The sequence below is a fragment of the Pseudomonas sp. A genome (genome assembly GCF_056270345.1).
The window spans coordinates 79,858-97,500 of sequence record NZ_CM149873.1 but is presented as its reverse complement, the minus strand read 5'-3'; the positions used below and the strand labels follow the sequence as shown (position 1 = coordinate 97,500).

Genomic DNA, 17,643 nt, shown 5'->3' with positions numbered 1-17,643 from the left:
AACTCGCACGCCGAAAGACCAAGGTTTCCTGCGCAACGTTAATCGACGCAGGGTTAGTCGGTCCCTAAGGCGAGGCTGAAAAGCGTAGTCGATGGAAAACAGGTTAATATTCCTGTACTTCCAGTTATTGCGATGGAGGGACGGAGAAGGCTAGGCCAGCTTGGCGTTGGTTGTCCAAGTTTAAGGTGGTAGGCTGAGATCTTAGGCAAATCCGGGATCTCAAGGCCGAGAGCTGATGACGAGTGCTCATTAGAGCGCGAAGTGGTTGATGCCATGCTTCCAAGAAAAGCTCCTAAGCTTCAGATAACTGGGAACCGTACCCCAAACCGACACAGGTGGTTAGGTAGAGAATACCAAGGCGCTTGAGAGAACTCGGGTGAAGGAACTAGGCAAAATGGCACCGTAACTTCGGGAGAAGGTGCGCCGGTGAGGGTGAAGCACTTGCTGCGTAAGCCCACGCCGGTCGAAGATACCAGGCCGCTGCGACTGTTTATTAAAAACACAGCACTCTGCAAACACGAAAGTGGACGTATAGGGTGTGACGCCTGCCCGGTGCCGGAAGGTTAATTGATGGGGTTAGCGCAAGCGAAGCTCTTGATCGAAGCCCCGGTAAACGGCGGCCGTAACTATAACGGTCCTAAGGTAGCGAAATTCCTTGTCGGGTAAGTTCCGACCTGCACGAATGGCGTAACGATGGCGGCGCTGTCTCCACCCGAGACTCAGTGAAATTGAAATCGCTGTGAAGATGCAGTGTATCCGCGGCTAGACGGAAAGACCCCGTGAACCTTTACTATAGCTTTGCACTGGACTTTGAGCTTGCTTGTGTAGGATAGGTGGGAGGCTTTGAAGTGGGGACGCCAGTTCTCATGGAGCCATCCTTGAAATACCACCCTGGCAACCTTGAGGTTCTAACTCAGGTCCGTTATCCGGATCGAGGACAGTGTATGGTGGGTAGTTTGACTGGGGCGGTCTCCTCCCAAAGAGTAACGGAGGAGTACGAAGGTGCGCTCAGACCGGTCGGAAATCGGTCGTAGAGTATAAAGGCAAAAGCGCGCTTGACTGCGAGACACACACGTCGAGCAGGTACGAAAGTAGGTCTTAGTGATCCGGTGGTTCTGTATGGAAGGGCCATCGCTCAACGGATAAAAGGTACTCCGGGGATAACAGGCTGATACCGCCCAAGAGTTCATATCGACGGCGGTGTTTGGCACCTCGATGTCGGCTCATCACATCCTGGGGCTGAAGCCGGTCCCAAGGGTATGGCTGTTCGCCATTTAAAGTGGTACGCGAGCTGGGTTTAGAACGTCGTGAGACAGTTCGGTCCCTATCTGCCGTGGACGTTTGAGATTTGAGAGGGGCTGCTCCTAGTACGAGAGGACCGGAGTGGACGAACCTCTGGTGTTCCGGTTGTCACGCCAGTGGCATTGCCGGGTAGCTATGTTCGGAAGAGATAACCGCTGAAAGCATCTAAGCGGGAAACTTGCCTCAAGATGAGATCTCACTGGAGCCTTGAGCTCCCTGAAGGGCCGTCGAAGACTACGACGTTGATAGGTTGGGTGTGTAAGCGCTGTGAGGCGTTGAGCTAACCAATACTAATTGCCCGTGAGGCTTGACCATATAACACCCAAGCAATTTGCGCCGAGGCCAAATTGTGGTGGTGAAGACGCAAGAACCGAAAGTTCGCGACGAACCACAAATATCGCATATCCGAATTGGCTGGAGTATCCATCTGGATGTTCTGGCAACAGAATTTCTTGACGACCATAGAGCATTGGAACCACCTGATCCCATCCCGAACTCAGCAGTGAAACGATGCATCGCCGATGGTAGTGTGGGGTTTCCCCATGTGAGAGTAGGTCATCGTCAAGATTCATTTCGCAAAACCCCTATCTGCGCGAGCAGGTAGGGGTTTTCTCTTTTCCGCGTTCCCAAATAAACACAGTCTCCCCCTGTAGGAGCGGCCTTGCGCCGCGAAAGGGCCGCAACGCGGCCCCAGGATTTGTGCATCAAGCTGATATCGCCGGGTCTGCTACGCAGCCCTTTCGCGGCACAAGGCCGCTCCTACCCGACTTATACTGGCCCGACCACAAGCATTAACCTGGACCACCGAATGAAACCCTTCGACGACCTGATAGCCGAAGCCAACGCAGCCGATGTGACCGGCTGGGGCTTCGACTGGCTGGCAGGACGCGCCTCCGAGCAGCGCCCACCGTGGGCCTATGCCCAGCTCCTTGCGCAGCGCCTGGGTGCCGTCAGCGCAGCGCTGGACCTCGACACCGGCGGCGGAGAGGTACTGGATGAGGCACCGCACTTTCCACCCCTCATGTGCGCAACTGAAGCCTGGCCGCCCAACGCCCGCAAGGCGCACGAGCGCCTGAAACCGCGCGGCGTTGAAGTCGTGCAGGTTGCACCCGGTACCGCACTCCCATTCGCCGACGCCTCATTCGAGCTGGTCACCTCACGTCACCCTGTACAACCGGACTGGCCCGAGATTCATCGCGTCCTCCGGCCTGGCGGGCATTACTTCGCCCAGCACGTGGGTCCAGCCTCAGCCTTCGAGTTGATCGAGCATTTCCTCGGGCCATTGCCGCGTGAGCGGCAAATGCGCGATCCGCAGGACGAAGCGGCAGCCGCGCAGGCAGCCGGGCTGACGGTGACTGACCTGCGCACAGCCCGTTGCCGCATGCTGTTCCATGACGTCGGCGCAGTCGTGTGGATTCTTCGCAAATGCGTATGGTGGGTGCCGGACTTCTCTGTGCACAAGTACCGCGCTGAGCTCCTGGTCCTGGATAGCCAGATGCGCCATGGCGAGCCTTTTGTCGCGCATTCGACCCGTCATCTCATTGAAGCGAGGCGTTAAGCGGGCGTAGGCCGAGGCAGCCGCTATCAATCGATAGCGGCCATGAACCCTCACATCCCGTTGGCGAATTCCGGTTCCTCCATTTCGACGCGCTCATTCATCCCCCTGAGCGCCCTGGCATATTCGCCCAGCACCTGAAGCGCCCAGTCGGCCCGGCGACGAATGCGCAGGTCTTGCGAACTGGCACTTTCCGGCCCATTCATCACGTCCTCCACCTGGCGCACGATCAACTGCTCGGGCAGGTAGCAGATGCGGCAATTCTTGTAGCTGGACGCACGCAATTCAGACAGCGGGTAGCTCCCGCCCTGCCCAGAGGACACCCCGACCAGCAGCGCCGGCTTGTGCCCCAGCTCGCGGTAGCCGGCGTAGACGAACAGGTTCTTCAGCGCCGGGCAGGCCATGCCGTGCCATTCCGGGGTCAGCACCACCAGGGCATCGGCTTCACGCAACAGGGCTGCATACTCGGGCCAGAGTCCGTGTTCATCCTTGGCTGGCCATAACGGCAGCGGCGCACGTCCCAGATCGATCACCCTTGGCAGCTTGCTTAGTTGCAAAGCCTGCAGGCGTTGGGCGAGAAAGCCGGCCACCTTCGCCGACTGGCTGTCCGGCTGGCTGGAGCCGGCCACGAGTATGATATTCAGGCTCATTTGGCCAGCTCCTGGTCCGATTCAGTTGGCAGGCTGGTCGACTTGCCGCGCATCAGCGGCCAGAACAGCTCCTCCTGCCAGCTGACCGAGCGCATGCCTTCGATACCGTAATGCTGTGGGCGGCGGCGGGTGATCTTTGCCGTGCCGAACAGCACGTCCCAGAAGAACAGCAGGTTGCCGAAGTTGCCCTTGTAATGCGTTACCCCGTCATCGGCGCTCAGGCCGTGATGCGCCGAGTGGGTCGCGGGGGTGGAAATGGTCCGTTCCAGCAGCCACATCATGGGCCGCAGTGCGCGTATGCGGTAAAGCTTGTCATCCCAGGGCACGCTGCTGTGGGCGCCGAAGATGACCAGCATCTTGACGATCAGGTAGCCGAAGTACACAGGCGCCAACCCCAGGTAGATCAGGGCCCCGCTGAACCACAGGCCAGGCATCAGCAGGTAATAGAAGCTGTTGTTGCGATAGACGATGCGGATGCTCATGTAGGGCGCTGAATGGTGCGCACGGTGCAGCGAGTAGAGCAGGGGCACCTTGTGGCTGAGGCGATGCCACCAGTACTGGGTCATGTCGTCCAGCACCAGGAACAGGACGAGCCCAAGCACCCAGTGCAGGCCGGCGAGGCTGCCCTTCAGTTGCGGCGCGAAGTGTTCCAGCAGGCTGTTGCTGAGGAACGTGACCAACGGCAGGGTGACCATCATCAGCAGGGCGCTGCCGACAATCTCGATGATCGCGTCCCGGCGTTTGCCGCGAGGCTGAAGGAAGCAGGCGCAGGTGATTTCGAGGAGGATGAAGCCGATCAGGATGGCGAGAATAATCGGTATCGGGCTGTTTGTTATTGTTGTGCTCATGGCATTCTCCGGTGGGTGCCGATCAAGGCGGTGCCCACCCATAAGAATTCACGAAGCCGTCAGACGATATGCGCGAAACGGACAGAATCACCCGAGAACCGGCCAACCCATCGCCCGAGCGATTCCACCGCGGCCCGCTCGGGCGGGTCCTGGAGCGCTACCTTCAGACGCATTCGCTGAAGGCGCGCAGCAACTACAGCATGCTTGCGCTGGAGCAGCTTTGGGCCAAGGCGGCCAGCCATGATCCGGCCATCGGCTTGCACCTGTTCTCGCACTTCAGCCGCCAGGACTGGCATGTGCTGGCCCAGGGCTGCCTGTACAGCGCCACGCTGGCCGAGGCCATCCGCTTCTGGGCGCGCTATGCACGGCTGGCATCGGACATGGATACCCTGGCGCTGGTCGAGGAGGGTGATTGCCTCGGGGTGGAATTACGTATCGATGCGCCAGCCAGCCTGGTGGGCTATATGGTCGAGCACTACAGCGTGATGTCCCTCAGCGTGATGCGCGTGGGGATGGGCGCGGCGGTCGTGCCGCAGCGGGCGTGCTTCGCTCACCGTCGGCCGGTGTACTACCCGGAGTACCGCGAGTGGTTTGGTGAAGATATCCAGTTCGACTGCGGGTACAACCGCTTGTACTTCAATCGTACCCAGCTGGACATGCCATTGCTGACCCAGCATGCCGGGATGATGGAGGTGGTGAGCCAGGAGCTGGAGCGCCGGCTGGCGCAGCAGTCCCAGCTCAGTGGCTGGTCGGCCCGGGTAGCCCAGGGCATTCGCCAAGGCCTCATCACGGGCCGATTGATTACCCTGGAGGCTCAGGCACAGGACCTTCACCAGAGTGCACGTACCTTGCGTCGGCGGCTGGAGGATGAGGGGACCAGTTTTCGTGTGCTGCTCGACCGGGTGCGTGCGGAGCTGGAGCAGTATCTGGAGATGCAGGGGGATAGCCGAGCGCAGATTGCTGCGCAGCTTGGCTACAGTGACCTGGCGGCCTATGCCCATGCACGTAAACGCTGGCGATCGCTGTAGGAGATCACCCCGCCCTTCGGGCTACGCTGTCGCGCAGGTAAGCTGAATTGGCAGGCACAATAAAGACTTTCAAAGTCTGCATGTTTAATCTTTGTTCTGCTTTGAGTTACGGTTTTGAGGCCATTGATGTTTCCGAGTTTTTCGGCAGCATATTTTCTGCTCTTTCGCTCCAAAATTTTGAGAAATTTCCCACTGCACTAGCTGTTGCGAATAGATCCTGTCTAGGGCTAAATTCCTCAGGTCGCAGCAAAATCTGCGACCAGGTGTAGGAACCTGCTGGTAAACTTGGCGCTCGCACTAGGCGCCCCATTACAACGGCTGGCGCCTTTTTTGCGTCTGCTGCGATGTTATGGCGGCTGTGTGTGGGCAGGCTTCGGCCTGGCCGGGTTCCAAGTTTCCCGGTATTCCTACCCCACACATAGCTGCCACCCAATCCCGTAGGAAGGATCGTGGTAGCTCCAGTCTCAAACTTGGAGTCTCATGCATGCTTATTCGCATTCTGAGCAGGATCCTCGCATCCGCTCTCCGCCGGCCAGCCCCTGCGGCTAACCCATCCCCAACCTTCTACCCGATCGACAGCCAGTCCCTCGCCACCCGCGCCAACCGGGAGGTGCCCCATGTCTGACCATGAACGTCTGACCACTATCCAGAGCTACGTCTGGACCCTAGAACTGCTCGGCGAGGCGCTGGTCCAGCATGACGAGGTGCTGGAGTGCGAGCACAACCCGCAGCTGAGTTTTCGCAACACGGCGGGGATTCACCAGGCGATCCGGATCATCAGCCGGTTGGCCAGCGAGCAGCTCAGCAAGCTGGAGGGGATGAAGGACGAGGGGGGAGGGTGACGGCGTGGTGCCGCATAGATGCTGAATGCCAGGCACAAAGAAGACGCCCATTGGGCGTCTTCTTTTTAGGATTTGGTGGGCCAGGGGAAGCTGAAAAGATGCCTTGCTAAGGCTTAGTCCGCCATGGCGGATCTACGACCGCGTTTGCCCTTGGGTGCAGCCGCGCGTTGGGCTTTGATGCGCTCCAGCAGTACGCTGGCCGGTTCGTCGTTCGGGTCTTGCGGCACAAGATTACCTTTGAACGCTTTGGCGAGGATGCTTTGAGCCAAGTGATCAATTCGTTTTTTGGCCTCACTGACCTTGGTTTCCAACTGTTCGGCATAGGCGAACAGTTGCTCGACTCGATGGACGATTTCGTTTTGTTCATCAATGGAAGGTGCCGGTAGACCAATGTCCTTTAAAACTGACGCTTTGATCCCTTTCACTGTTGTTCCGGTTGAACGGCGAGCCAATTCCTCTTGTAAGAGTGACGATTGCAAAGCTATAGCTGCAAAGCTAGACGAGTAGCCTTCGTGAAATTGAAGGCAGATTGCTCGCTGTGCTAGCGCAAATTTCTCCATTATATCGATCACTGCCACGTTACCGAGAGGTGCCTCAGTTGTAATCAGCACATCACCAACTTTTGGGATTCCACGCGTCATCCAGCTTTCATATGCTTCAGGGCGGATAAACTCCCGAGGAATTCTCGAAATATACCCTGGCTTGATATTTTTAGCGGTGATCAGTGGAACTCCAGAATCGGCCTTTTCTGGTGTCTTCCCTCGATAGTCGATGAAACGCGCAATTACGCCAAGTCGCCTGACTGGGTACAAGAAACCCTGATCTTGAGAGGTTTCATGTACAGCAACACGCCACTCCTTCGTAAGCCGCCCGGAAACGGCGGCGGCGAGGACGGATTGCCGGAAGCGTTTGAGCAGTGCGGGGATGCTGTCGATACGGGCTTTCAGAGTATCGACCTGAGCCAGCAGCTCGTCGAGCTTGGCGGCGATGCGGGTTTGTTCCGCGAGCGGTGGAAGACCGATTTCGTGTGCCTTTATGACCGCTTGCGAAATATTCGGCTGAGCTCCACCTTTCCCTTTCTCAATGAAAGCCGCCTTTTCATTTTGAAGAAGCCTATACAGGTATTCTTTTCCAATAAGACCTTCGACTGGCACACCAACGGCACAGGCTTGGTTGGTAGACGCATCGATACCGAGGATAGCCGTTTTACCGATAGTTGCCCCATACATGGCGATGGCCACGGAACCTGCGGGGAAAATCTTCGCACTTGAGGAGTTGATAGCTTCTTCTGTAATGCTTTCCTCAGTCGTATTTATGTAACGGCTATTGAGTTCTCCACTTTTTATCCATGGAATCTTTCCGCCGTAAAAGTTTGGCTCGCTGCGAGACGGAGTTCCACCTGCTCCCCAATCGGCAACGGTTTCTAAAGTTGTGCGTGCCCATCCACTTGGCAGCTCACTCATTGCCATTCTCCTCAACTACAGCCAAGCCCATCACCTCAGCCATTAACTGCTTTTGCACCACCACTTCATCCCCCGCCCCCAACGCCTTCATCAGCTCTTCCAGCTCACGCAGCGCCTCGGTCAGTTCAGCCATTGCCTCACCGGCCAGTACTTCCGGAGCGGGCAGGTCTGCGGCATCCAGGCTGCTGTCGTCCTTTAGCCAACTGATGTCCAGCGAGTCACTCCGCTCGTTGCGGATGTAATCCCGGGTAAAGCAGCGGAACCGGCTGGTCTCACCAATACCATCAACGTTTTCCGCGCGCGGGCTTTCGCCGTTGGGATCATCACCATAGGCGTCCTCGAAGGGCTTGAGGTGCGTGAGGCCGAAGGGCGTGCGCTTACCAAAGCTAGGCATATTGCTGCGCAAGTCATAGATCCAAACGCGCTTAGTGCAACCCTCCTCCTGGCGCGGGTTTTCCACGGTGCCCTTCTGAAAGAACAGCACGTTGGTCTTCACACCCTGTGCGTAGAAGATGCCAGTAGGCAGGCGCAGGATGGTGTGCAGGTTGCACTTGTCCATCAGGTCGCGGCGCACGTCAGTGCCGACCCCGGCCTCGAAGAGCACGTTATCCGGCAGCACCACGGCGGCGCGACCGCCCGGCTTGAGGCCACGGTAGATGTGCTGGAGAAAGGCCAACTGCTTGTTACTGGTGCGGTACGTGAGGTCATCGCGAGTCGGGCCACCGCCACCCTTGGCCGTGCCAAATGGTGGGTTGGAGAGGATGACGTCGACCTTGGGCAAGTTGGCCCCGGTTTGACCCAAGGCGTTGCCCAGGTGCACCACACCTTCCTCGTCACCCTCCATGCCATGCAACAAGGTGTTCATTAGCGCCAGACGGCGAGTGCCGGGCACCAGCTCTACGCCGACAAAGGCGCGATTGCGTTGGAATGCCTGGTCTTTGACGTCGAGGTCATAGTAATCGTCTGTTTTGCTTTTGATGTAGGCATCAGCAGCGATCAAAAAGCCCGCAGTACCGGCGGCCGGGTCCTGGACGGTCTCGCCTGGCTGTGGCTTGATGCAGCGGATGATGCTGTCGATCAGCGGGCGCGGGGTGAAGTACTGGCCGGCGCCGGACTTGGTTTCGCTGGCGTTCTTTTCCAGCAGGCCTTCATAAAGATCGCCGAGGCCGTCTTGGCGGGCGCTGAACCAGTCGATGCCGTCGAGGCTCTTGATCAATTGCTCGAGGTGGCGCGGTTCCTTGAGGCGAGTCTGAGCGTCGGCGTAGATGGCGGCGATCAGCGGGTCCGGGTTTTTGCCAAGGTCCAGCAGCATCTGCCGGTAGTGATCGAGCAGGCTAACGCCGGACTTGCCCGCCAGGTCTGGCCAGCGCGCGCCTTCGGGCAGCTTGTGGCCGAAGCTGTCGTTGTTCTGCACCTGCTCGAATTCCATCTTGATGAACAGCAGCAGCACGAGCTCGGTGACGTAGTCGCTGTAGTTGATGCCGTCGTCGCGCAGGACGTCGCAGAGGTTCCAGAGTTTCTGGACGATATCGGAGTTGGTCATGGGGTACCTGTGGCGAAGTGTGTAATGCGCCAGATTGCGCTGGCGCAAAGAATGGGTTGTCTGGGCTCAGTCGTCTGAAGGGCGTTGTTCGGCTTTCAGCGCGCGGCCGGCCGCAGTCAGGCGATAGCCTTGCTTGCTGCTGTTGGGCTTGTCTGGAATGGTCATCTCGACCACGCCAAGCGCCAGGAGTGGGGCCAAAACCTGCTCGCGGAACTTGCTGCGGTTGCTGCGCCCGACGAAGGCCATCAGCTCTGGCGCAGCGTGATCGCCTGTCATCCTGCACAGCAGCATTACCTGCTCTTGCTGCAAAGGCAGGCGGGTTTCGGCTTGTGCTTCTTCGACGGTGGTCTCAGTCCCTACTTGGTCCCTACTTGGTCCCGACTTAGTCCCGACCTGGTCCCCACTTGGGCCCGAAACAGGCCCTTTTTCAGCGACGCGCTGAATCACCACCTTGAACTGATTACTCTGCCGGTCGTCCTCCAGCTGGATCATTGGCCAAGCATCGATAGCGCGCGGGATGCCGGTGCCCAAACCGCGATAGGGGAGCATGTGCACAGCATGGGAGGTGAGCGTCGGGTTACGGCGGTTGGACAGGCCGAATCGAATTTTCTCGGTATCGAGCACGTCAGGCAGGTGCCCGGGGCTGATCAGTTCGATGCGATCGGCGAAGATCATGATCCGGATGGAGGCGCTGACAAAGTAGTCACGGTGGATCAGGGCATTGACCAGCAGTTCTTCAAACACCTCCTCCGGCACTTCCAGCTGGCCGAGGGTATTGAAGCCCTGCTGGCGCTGTACGTGGTGCAGGTTGCGTTTGATGAAGGCAAGGCTGCGTCGGTACTGCTCCTGCAGATTGCCGTCGATATCTTCGCTGTCCAGATAGTGGCGGTCATGCAGAACCGTGCCTGGAAACGCCACGGCCTTGATATCGAACGCCGGGCACAGACGTTGTGGCGCCTGGCCGAAGAGCAGCAAACCGGCCAAGTTGGGCGTTTCGCCACTGGCGAGGCCAAGATTTTCCAGGATGCGGGTGGTTTGCAAACCTGTCTGTTCGGGGCTCTGCCGAAAGCGTCTTTGGAAGTACTCGCCAAGCGCCTTGGCGTCGATATCCGCCACGCTGCTGCCCGCGACCGGCACCGCATCGGCACAGACCAGCCCGGCCTGCTGGAACAAACGCTGCAGTTCTTCACGGGCCGTGACCCGACGCTTGTCGGCGCCGTTCTTTACCCAGATGCGACCCTGGTTGTCGACATAGGGTTTATTCAGCCCTTGTTCGACTGTCACCACCATGACCAGCCCCTGTTCGGTCTGAAGGTTGCTGGACAATGGATTGATCGCCGGGCGGACATTCTGTGAGGCCGCGTTGGAGAGCAGCTGATTGAGTCGCGCAACGTCGGCGCTACTCAGCCCGCTCACCGCGCCGGAGTCATCTACGCCAATCAGCAAGTAGCCACCGGACGTGTTGGCGAACGCCACCAACTCGGCTGCCAAGGCATCGATATTGCTGAAATCGCGCTTGAACTGATGGCGGCTGTCCTCACCACGGTCAAGGATCTGATGAAGCTCGGCAAGGGTCATTAAGCGTCTCTAGGTGCTGCAGTCGATAACTCGTGCAATAGCGGGGCATTATCCCTCATGAACGAGTACGGTGGCCAACCCAGCGCTCAGGATCGGTCTCATCCCGTCTGTGCCCACAGGTTGTCATTCAGGGCGTCCAGTACCACGCCCAGGTTGCCGCCGAGCATTTTGTCCAGCCGCGTGCTGCCGCCATCGCCCTTGAAAGCCTCACCAATCTGCTTCTTGTCGATAACGACCTCGTGCACCAACTGCTTGGCCAGGCGGTCAAGCCATTTGCGCTGAATTTGCGTCCAAGGCTGCAGGGTATAAATCGTCTCCATCGCCTTGGTTACGCGCTGCTCGAATGGCAGCAAAGCCTCTCCGAGGGCGGCGCGGCGGATGAAACCGACGATACTGGCAGCGATTTCCTGGTTGGTTTGGTTGCGCCAGGCGCTTTGCAGGTTCACCTCACTGTAGCCATGCCCGTCGAGCAGCAGGCGCACTTCGCGCAATTGTTCACGGGTCAGGTTTTGCGGGCGGTTGACCACTACGCCGAGGGCCACTGACTGGTTCACCTGATGCTTGATGAAGTCGTTGAAGCTCTCCAGATAGTCGGCGGGCTTTTGGTAGTTGGCGTGGTTCTGCTCACGGACCATCAGTTCGTCCGTGTGAGTGGAGATCACTGGGTAGTTCAGCGATCCCTGCAGGGCATTGACCGTGGCGAGCTGTTCGAGCATCCGAGCATGCTGCTGGATGAACCGGGCCGCTTGCTGAGGGCCGAGCTGGCGCAGGTGCTGGTGCAGTTTGTCCGGGGCTACGCCCCAGGTGTCTTCCAGTTCGGCAAGTTTCTGCTTCAGGGTAGGCTTTTGTTCGGCCTTGTGGACGGCCTTGCGCAGAATGCGCATGACTCGCTGGCTAAGCTGGTCGAGAACGTCATGGGCATGGCTGGTGTCTGGCTGGCTGCCTGGGGCATCGAGGCTGGCAGGGTTGGTCAGTTCGCTGACCAACTGTTCGAGGCTGATGCTCGGGTCTTTGACCAGTGGTTTCATTGTGTCCACTGGCTCGAGAGCGGCGTACAGGTCAACCGGATCGTAGATCTTGAACACCGTCTTGCCAATTTCATCGCAGCGGCGAGTCGCGCGGCCCTTCATCTGTTCGTAGAGAATGCGCGAACGCACACGGCGCATGAACACCAAATGGCAAATGCGCGGCACGTCGATACCGGTGGTCAACAGGTCGACGGTGATGGCAATGCTCGGGTAGCGCTCGTTCTTGTACTGGCGTATGAGTTGTTTGACCTTGTCACTTTGCCCAGTGATGATCTGTACCGCCGCCTGGTTGTAATCCTCGCCGTGAACGTCCTTGAATGCTTCGTCGAGGAGGTTTTTGACTCGCTCGGCATGGGCCTGGTTAACGCAGAAGATCATCGTTTTTTCGTCGCCCGACGGGTCGAGCTCTTGTGCCAGTTGCTCGCAGATGACTTTGTCGAAACCGGGCGTAATCACGCGGCGATTGAAGGACTCGATTTCGAAGTCGAGTTCGTCCTCGAGCTCGGCGACATCCACCTCGCCAGTACTCGTATCGATGACGCTGACGCTCTCGCCCCTGGCAAAGTGGATACCATTCTGGCTCAGCAGGGTTTGGTAGCGGATTGGCGGCTCGTGATCGATCAGCCAGTCGTCAGCCACGGCCTCACGGTAGCTATAAGTGAATATCGGAGCACCGAAGACTTCGCTGGTGTGTTTGGCTGGCGTGGCGGTTAGCCCGATGCGACAGGCGTCGAAGTAGTCGAGCACGCGACGATACTGCGACAGGTACTGGTTGAAGTCGCGTACCGCCAGTTCGCCTTCAGTCATTTCCTGATCAAGGGTGTAACCGCGGTGGGCTTCGTCGACGATGATGCAGTCGAAGGCATCGATGGGTGGCGCAGTGTCCGACTGGAAGATGCGCTTGACCATGGCCTGCACAGTAGCGACCTGCACCCGTGTTTCAGCTTCGGCAGCCATGTCGCCCAGTTCTTTGACGTCGTAGATCTGCGCCAGCGTGTGGTTCTGTTCCAGCGTCGCCTCGTTGAAGGCTTCGATGGCCTGCTCACCCAAGGCGCTGCGATCGACCAGGAAAAGAATACGGCGAAAGCGCTCGGCCTTCAGCAGGCGGTACATCAAGCCAATGATCGTGCGCGTTTTGCCGGTTCCGGTCGCCATGGCCAGCAGACAGTTGCGGTGATTGGCGGCCAGGGCCTGTTCGACGGCGCGGATGGCGTTTTCCTGGTAGTCACGCAGCTTGAGGTAGGCGAAGCCTTCCTGCTGCAGTTTCGCCTCGGCGTTTTCACGACTGCGTTTGAGCAGATCGAGTAGGCCGTCCGGCGTGTGGAAATCTTGCAGCGGCCGGCGCAGGTTGGCCGGGCTGCGCAAGTCACGAAACCAGATGCCAGACAGCTCGGCGAGCTGCTTGATGAAGGGCCGGCCATTGCAGGCAAAGGCAAACGGGACTTTGAAGTGGCCGCCCTGGCCATCCGCCCAGCCCGCGTTCTGCCCGGCCGGTTGCAGAGTGTCGGCAACGATCAGTTGGCGTGAATAGCGCTCGGCTTGGGGAATGCGGTCCGCTATGTTGACGCGCTTGCGCTTGGCTTCGACGATGGCGACTGGGATCAGGCCGGCGAACAGCACGTAATCGGCGTTTTCTTTCGGCTTGCTGGTTGGCCATTCGGCGATGGCCTTGTTCTTGCCCTTTTCGGGCCGAGCGCCCTTGCTGTAGGTAAGGTCGAGCGAATCGGCTTCCCAGCCGGCATCGCTCAACTGTTGATCGATGAGGATACGGGTGAGGTCTTCATTGAGGTCGAACTGGCTGCTTGCCTGCTGAGTTTTACGCGTGACCTGCTGGGCAGCGTGCGGTTGATCTTCAAGCTGTTGTTGCAGCTGTTTCAATCGCGCCTCGAAATCGACTCGGGCTTTGCAGAGCTCAGCCTCGCGTTCCAGAGCAATCTGCTCATAGACCCGCGCCTCCTCGTTCATCTGCCCTGCAAGGCTGGCATGCGCTTGCTTTTCTTGCGCCAGTAGCTCGGCTAATTGGTGGTTGCTCTCCAATTGCTGGCGACTGTCGCCCAGCTCTGCGCGAAGCTTTTCGATTTGTCCCTGTAGCTCACGCAGAGGCTCACTCGGATCGGCTGGAACCATGAAAGGCCCAGGCTTGAAGGTGTTGCCGCCCTTGCCGAATGACTGGTGGTACCAGATTGCCAAGGCACGGGCGACTCTCAGCCCGTCCAGTGCCTCGCGATGCTGGGTACGGAACTCGTGGGTAGCCTTGTTGCCTTCGATGCGCAGCGTATGGAACAGGTTACGGATGTTGCCGTCGAGCTGGATTTCACGGCTCAGGCGGGACAGCAGATCAGCTTGGGAAGTGGTGGCGTCGAACTCAATGCCTGCTCTTACCGCCAGATCCTGGGCGAGCGCTTCGCCCAACTGGCGCAGCTTGATCAGCGTCGTGTTGGGGTCGCTGGAAAACACTCGCTCGGCCGCATTGGCGAGTTGGAAAAATACCGGATCGTGTTCTTTGAAAAAGGCGAAGTTGCTGCTCTCAGCCATGTTCCATCCCTTGAGTTCGTCGCCGGCCATCTCGAGGGTGGTGGCGCTATAAAGGCATAATGCCAGACGAAGGGTGGTCCGGGTATAACCGAATGCTGCCGCTGAGGTGCTGAATCCCAGGCACAAAAAAAGACGCCCATTGGGCGTCTTCTTTTTAGGATTTGGTGGAGCCGGGGGGATTTGAACCCCCGTCCGCCAGTACTCCGCTGTCGGTACTACATGCTTAGCCGTGTCTACTGATTTAATCCGCAGCCGCCCGACGGGCAGGGTGCTTTGGATGAGTTGGGTAAGTTTTAGTCGCTTCGCCCCCAACGTGCTGCACGACGATCCTGTTCTGTATGACAATCATTTCGGGTTTACAGGCATCCCCTGATGATTGCTGGAGCCGAAGCTACCAGAGACTCAGGCTCTTAAGCTGCGAAAGCAGCTTTGAACTCCTGGCCGTAGTTATCGTCATTGGCAACTATAGAAAGTTGCAACAGTGGATTTACGAGTTCTGTTACCAACTCGGCATGCACCTAGAGTTTCGCTACCGGCGTCGAATCCTAATCGGCCCCACACTCAGCTCTAGCTGAACGCGCTTTTCAGCACGCAAGGCCGAGTATACGCGCTTACGCGGGCGGCGTCGACTGATGGTTCCACCGCCCGCATTCGCGCAGGGCTCAGGTCCCGCTGCCGCCGGCCGAGCCACTGCCTTTCTCGGTCTTCTCCAGGCGCTCGAGCACCTTGCTGGTGATGGCGATGCATTCCTTGGTATCGCCTTTTGCCTGGGCGGCCTTGGCCTGGTCCACATGCTCGGTGATGGCCTTGTCCAGGCCTTCGGAGGTGGCGCCGGCGGTGGCCATGCTGTCGTCGATCTTCTGCAGGTTCATGGCGCACAGGTCGTCGGCGGCGAACACAGGCGAGGCCAGCAGGGTGGCGGCCGCGAACAGGGCGGATAGCGCAGTGCCTTTCATGGGAGTCTCCTTCTGAGGCCTCGGGAGGTGGGCCTGATCGGTGGACTGTGCGGGTTTGCGCGGGGTTCCATTGGGGTGATGGGGCGACCGTATGGCCTGAACCATGCGCAATACCTGTAAGAGATCACCCAGCCCTTGCGGGTTGCGCTGTCGCGCAGGGAACAAAGTTGCCAGCATCACCAGCGTGGGAGCGGGCTTGCCCCGCGAAGCGGTGTATGGCACCGGCTTCGCCGGTGATCGCGGGGCAAGCCCGCTCCTACGCTGCCTCAGTCAAATCAAGGAATTATGTTTTGTTCCATGAAAGCGACCGAACAGGCCTTTTGAAGGGCAATAAAAAGCCCCGGCACGGGGCCGGGGCTTTTTCATCACGCTAACGCGATCACTCCTGGTTGGCCAGTTTGTGCTCGAGGTAGTGGATGTTGACGCCGCCTTTGCAGAAACCTTCATCACGCACCAGGTCGCGGTGCAGCGGGATGTTGGTCTTGATGCCGTCGACGACGATCTCGTCCAGGGCATTGCGCATGCGCGCCATGGCTTCGTCGCGGTCCTTGCCGTAGGTGATCAGCTTGCCGATCAACGAATCGTAGTTCGGCGGAACCGAGTAGCCGCTGTACAGGTGCGAATCGACGCGCACGCCGTTGCCGCCCGGGGCGTGGAAGTGCTTCACCTTGCCTGGGCTCGGGATGAACTTCTTCGGGTCTTCGGCGTTGATCCGGCACTCCAGCGAGTGACCGCGGATCACCACGTCTTCCTGGCGGAACGACAGCTTGTTGCCAGCGGCGATGCTCAGCATCTCCTTGACGATGTCGATGCCGGTGACCATTTCCGAAACCGGGTGCTCGACCTGGACGCGGGTGTTCATCTCGATGAAGTAGAAGCGGCCGTTCTCGTACAGGAACTCGAAGGTACCGGCACCGCGGTAGCCGATCTCGATGCACGCGTCGACGCAACGCTTGAAGACTTCCTGACGGGCCTTCTCGTCGATGCCCGGGGCCGGGGCTTCTTCCAGGACCTTCTGGTGACGGCGCTGCAGCGAGCAGTCACGGTCGCCCAGGTGCACGGCGTTGCCCTGGCCGTCGGACAGTACCTGGACTTCCACGTGACGTGGGTTGGTCAGGAACTTCTCCAGGTAGACCATCGGGTTGCCGAACGCGGCACCGGCTTCGGTACGGGTCAGCTTGGCCGATTCGATCAGGTCTTCTTCCTTGTGCACCACGCGCATGCCGCGACCACCGCCGCCGCCGGCGGCCTTGATGATCACCGGGTAACCGACCTCGCGGGCGATCGCCAGCGCGGTTTCCGGGTCTTCCGGCAGCGGGCCGTCGGAGCCCGGCACGGTCGGTACGCCCGACTTGATCATCGCGTCCTTGGCCGACACCTTGTCGCCCATCAGGCGAATGGTGTCGGCTTTCGGGCCGATGAAGATGTACCCGGAATTTTCCACCTGCTCGGCAAAATCGGCGTTTTCCGCGAGGAAGCCGTAGCCTGGGTGGATGGCGGTGGCACCTGTCACTTCGGCGGCGGCGATGATCGCCGGGATGTGCAGGTAGGAGTCCTTGGACGATGCAGGGCCGATGCAGACCGACTCGTCTGCCAGGCCCAGGTGCATCAGTTCACGGTCGGCGGTGGAGTGCACGGCGACGGTCTTGATGCCCAGCTCTTTGCAGGCACGCAGGATCCGCAGGGCAATTTCCCCACGGTTGGCGATCAGGACTTTTTCAAGTTTCCCAGACATCGTTGGTTCTCCGCGAATCAAACGATGGTGAACAGCGGCTGGTCGTACTCAACCGGCTGGCCGTCTTCCACGAGGATGGCGTCGATCACACCGCCGATGTCGGATTCGATGTGGTTCATCATCTTCATGGCTTCGACGATGCACAGGGTGTCGCCTTTCTTCACGGCCTGGCCGACTTCGGCGTAGTTTGGCGAAGTTGGCGAAGGCTTGCGGTAGAAGGTACCGACCATTGGCGAGCGAACCACGGTGCCTTTCAGGGCCGGAGCAGCGGCAGCGGCTTCAGCGGCTGGAGCGGCGGCGGCAACAGGTGCAGCAGCGGCAACCGGAGCGGCCATCGGGGCCGGGGCGGCGAAGTACTGGGCGCCGGCCGGGGTCTTGCTGTGACGGCTGATGCGAACGGACTCTTCGCCTTCCTTGATCTCCAGTTCGTCGATGCCAGACTCTTCCAGCAGTTCGATCAGCTTCTTGACTTTACGGATATCCATTAATCATCAACTCCCAAGGTTCGGTCGGGGACGTATTTTTAAAACGTGTCGAAAACGTTTCTTCATGAGCCTCGGCCCGAAGGGGCCAAGGCCTT

At 59.0% G+C, this 17,643-nt stretch carries 12 protein-coding genes, 2 rRNA genes and 1 other RNA gene (1 of these 15 only partly in view); 5 read left to right on the top strand and 10 right to left on the bottom strand.

All coding sequences use genetic code 11. The features are described from left to right. The 3 genes from AC0MAZ_RS00400 to AC0MAZ_RS00390 form a co-directional block, all read left to right on the top strand. Positions 1–1,617: ribosomal RNA gene (locus AC0MAZ_RS00400) — 23S ribosomal RNA — on the top strand (it extends 1,277 nt beyond the left edge of the window). A gap of 136 nt (positions 1,618–1,753) precedes the next feature. Then, a 5S ribosomal RNA gene (rrf, locus tag AC0MAZ_RS00395) occupies positions 1,754–1,869 on the top strand. 241 nt (positions 1,870–2,110) lie between these two features. After that, complete coding sequence (locus tag AC0MAZ_RS00390; protein WP_475859773.1) at positions 2,111–2,860, top strand: class I SAM-dependent methyltransferase; 750 nt, start codon at positions 2,111–2,113, stop codon at positions 2,858–2,860. A 50-nt stretch (positions 2,861–2,910) separates the two neighbouring features. Here AC0MAZ_RS00390 and AC0MAZ_RS00385 read toward each other — a convergent pair whose 3' ends face one another. Together AC0MAZ_RS00385 and AC0MAZ_RS00380 are read right to left on the bottom strand one after the other, a co-directional pair. Continuing rightward, positions 2,911–3,507 carry an NADPH-dependent FMN reductase gene (locus AC0MAZ_RS00385; RefSeq protein WP_475859772.1) on the bottom strand — a complete coding sequence of 199 codons (597 nt, stop codon included), beginning with the start codon at positions 3,505–3,507 and terminating at the stop codon, positions 2,911–2,913. Further along, positions 3,504–4,355: a sterol desaturase family protein gene (locus AC0MAZ_RS00380; RefSeq protein WP_475859770.1), complete on the bottom strand. Its 852-nt coding sequence runs from the start codon at positions 4,353–4,355 to the stop codon at positions 3,504–3,506. Before AC0MAZ_RS00380 ends, AC0MAZ_RS00385 begins: the two co-directional genes overlap by 4 nt. A 68-nt stretch (positions 4,356–4,423) precedes the next feature. Here AC0MAZ_RS00380 and AC0MAZ_RS00375 point away from each other — a divergent pair, with 68 nt between their 5' ends. Continuing rightward, complete coding sequence (locus AC0MAZ_RS00375; protein ID WP_475859768.1) at positions 4,424–5,383, top strand: AraC family transcriptional regulator ligand-binding domain-containing protein; 960 nt, start codon at positions 4,424–4,426, stop codon at positions 5,381–5,383. 617 nt (positions 5,384–6,000) lie between these two features. Continuing rightward, positions 6,001–6,225 carry a hypothetical protein gene (locus AC0MAZ_RS00370; RefSeq protein WP_475859766.1) on the top strand — a complete coding sequence of 75 codons (225 nt, stop codon included), beginning with the start codon at positions 6,001–6,003 and terminating at the stop codon, positions 6,223–6,225. A gap of 113 nt (positions 6,226–6,338) precedes the next feature. Here AC0MAZ_RS00370 and AC0MAZ_RS00365 read toward each other — a convergent pair whose 3' ends face one another. From AC0MAZ_RS00365 to accB, 8 genes are all read right to left on the bottom strand, one after another. Further along, positions 6,339–7,688: a restriction endonuclease subunit S gene (locus AC0MAZ_RS00365; protein ID WP_475859765.1), complete on the bottom strand. Its 1,350-nt coding sequence runs from the start codon at positions 7,686–7,688 to the stop codon at positions 6,339–6,341. Further along, a complete protein-coding gene (locus AC0MAZ_RS00360) occupies positions 7,681–9,231 on the bottom strand; it encodes a class I SAM-dependent DNA methyltransferase (protein WP_475859763.1) in 1,551 nt (516 codons plus the stop codon). Before AC0MAZ_RS00360 ends, AC0MAZ_RS00365 begins: the two co-directional genes overlap by 8 nt. Before the next feature lie 66 nt (positions 9,232–9,297). After that, a complete protein-coding gene (locus AC0MAZ_RS00355; RefSeq protein ID WP_475859761.1) occupies positions 9,298–10,809 on the bottom strand; it encodes an RNA-binding domain-containing protein in 1,512 nt (503 codons plus the stop codon). Positions 10,810–10,907: 98 nt separating this feature from the next. Beyond that, the gene (hsdR, locus tag AC0MAZ_RS00350) at positions 10,908–14,372 is read right to left on the bottom strand and encodes a type I restriction-modification system endonuclease (RefSeq protein ID WP_475859760.1); all 3,465 of its coding nucleotides are present in this window, start codon (positions 14,370–14,372) and stop codon (positions 10,908–10,910) included. Between the two features lie 162 nt (positions 14,373–14,534). After that, positions 14,535–14,929: a transfer-messenger RNA gene (ssrA, locus tag AC0MAZ_RS00345) on the bottom strand. 105 nt (positions 14,930–15,034) lie between these two features. Further along, complete coding sequence (locus AC0MAZ_RS00340) at positions 15,035–15,328, bottom strand: hypothetical protein (protein WP_023631557.1); 294 nt, start codon at positions 15,326–15,328, stop codon at positions 15,035–15,037. Between the two features lie 379 nt (positions 15,329–15,707). Further along, on the bottom strand, positions 15,708–17,063 hold the full coding sequence (gene accC, locus AC0MAZ_RS00335) for an acetyl-CoA carboxylase biotin carboxylase subunit (RefSeq protein WP_046854114.1): 1,356 nt from the start codon (positions 17,061–17,063) through the stop codon (positions 15,708–15,710). A 17-nt stretch (positions 17,064–17,080) separates the two neighbouring features. Next, a complete protein-coding gene (accB, locus tag AC0MAZ_RS00330) occupies positions 17,081–17,548 on the bottom strand; it encodes an acetyl-CoA carboxylase biotin carboxyl carrier protein (protein ID WP_203650309.1) in 468 nt (155 codons plus the stop codon). Between the last annotated feature and the right edge of the window lie 95 nt (positions 17,549–17,643).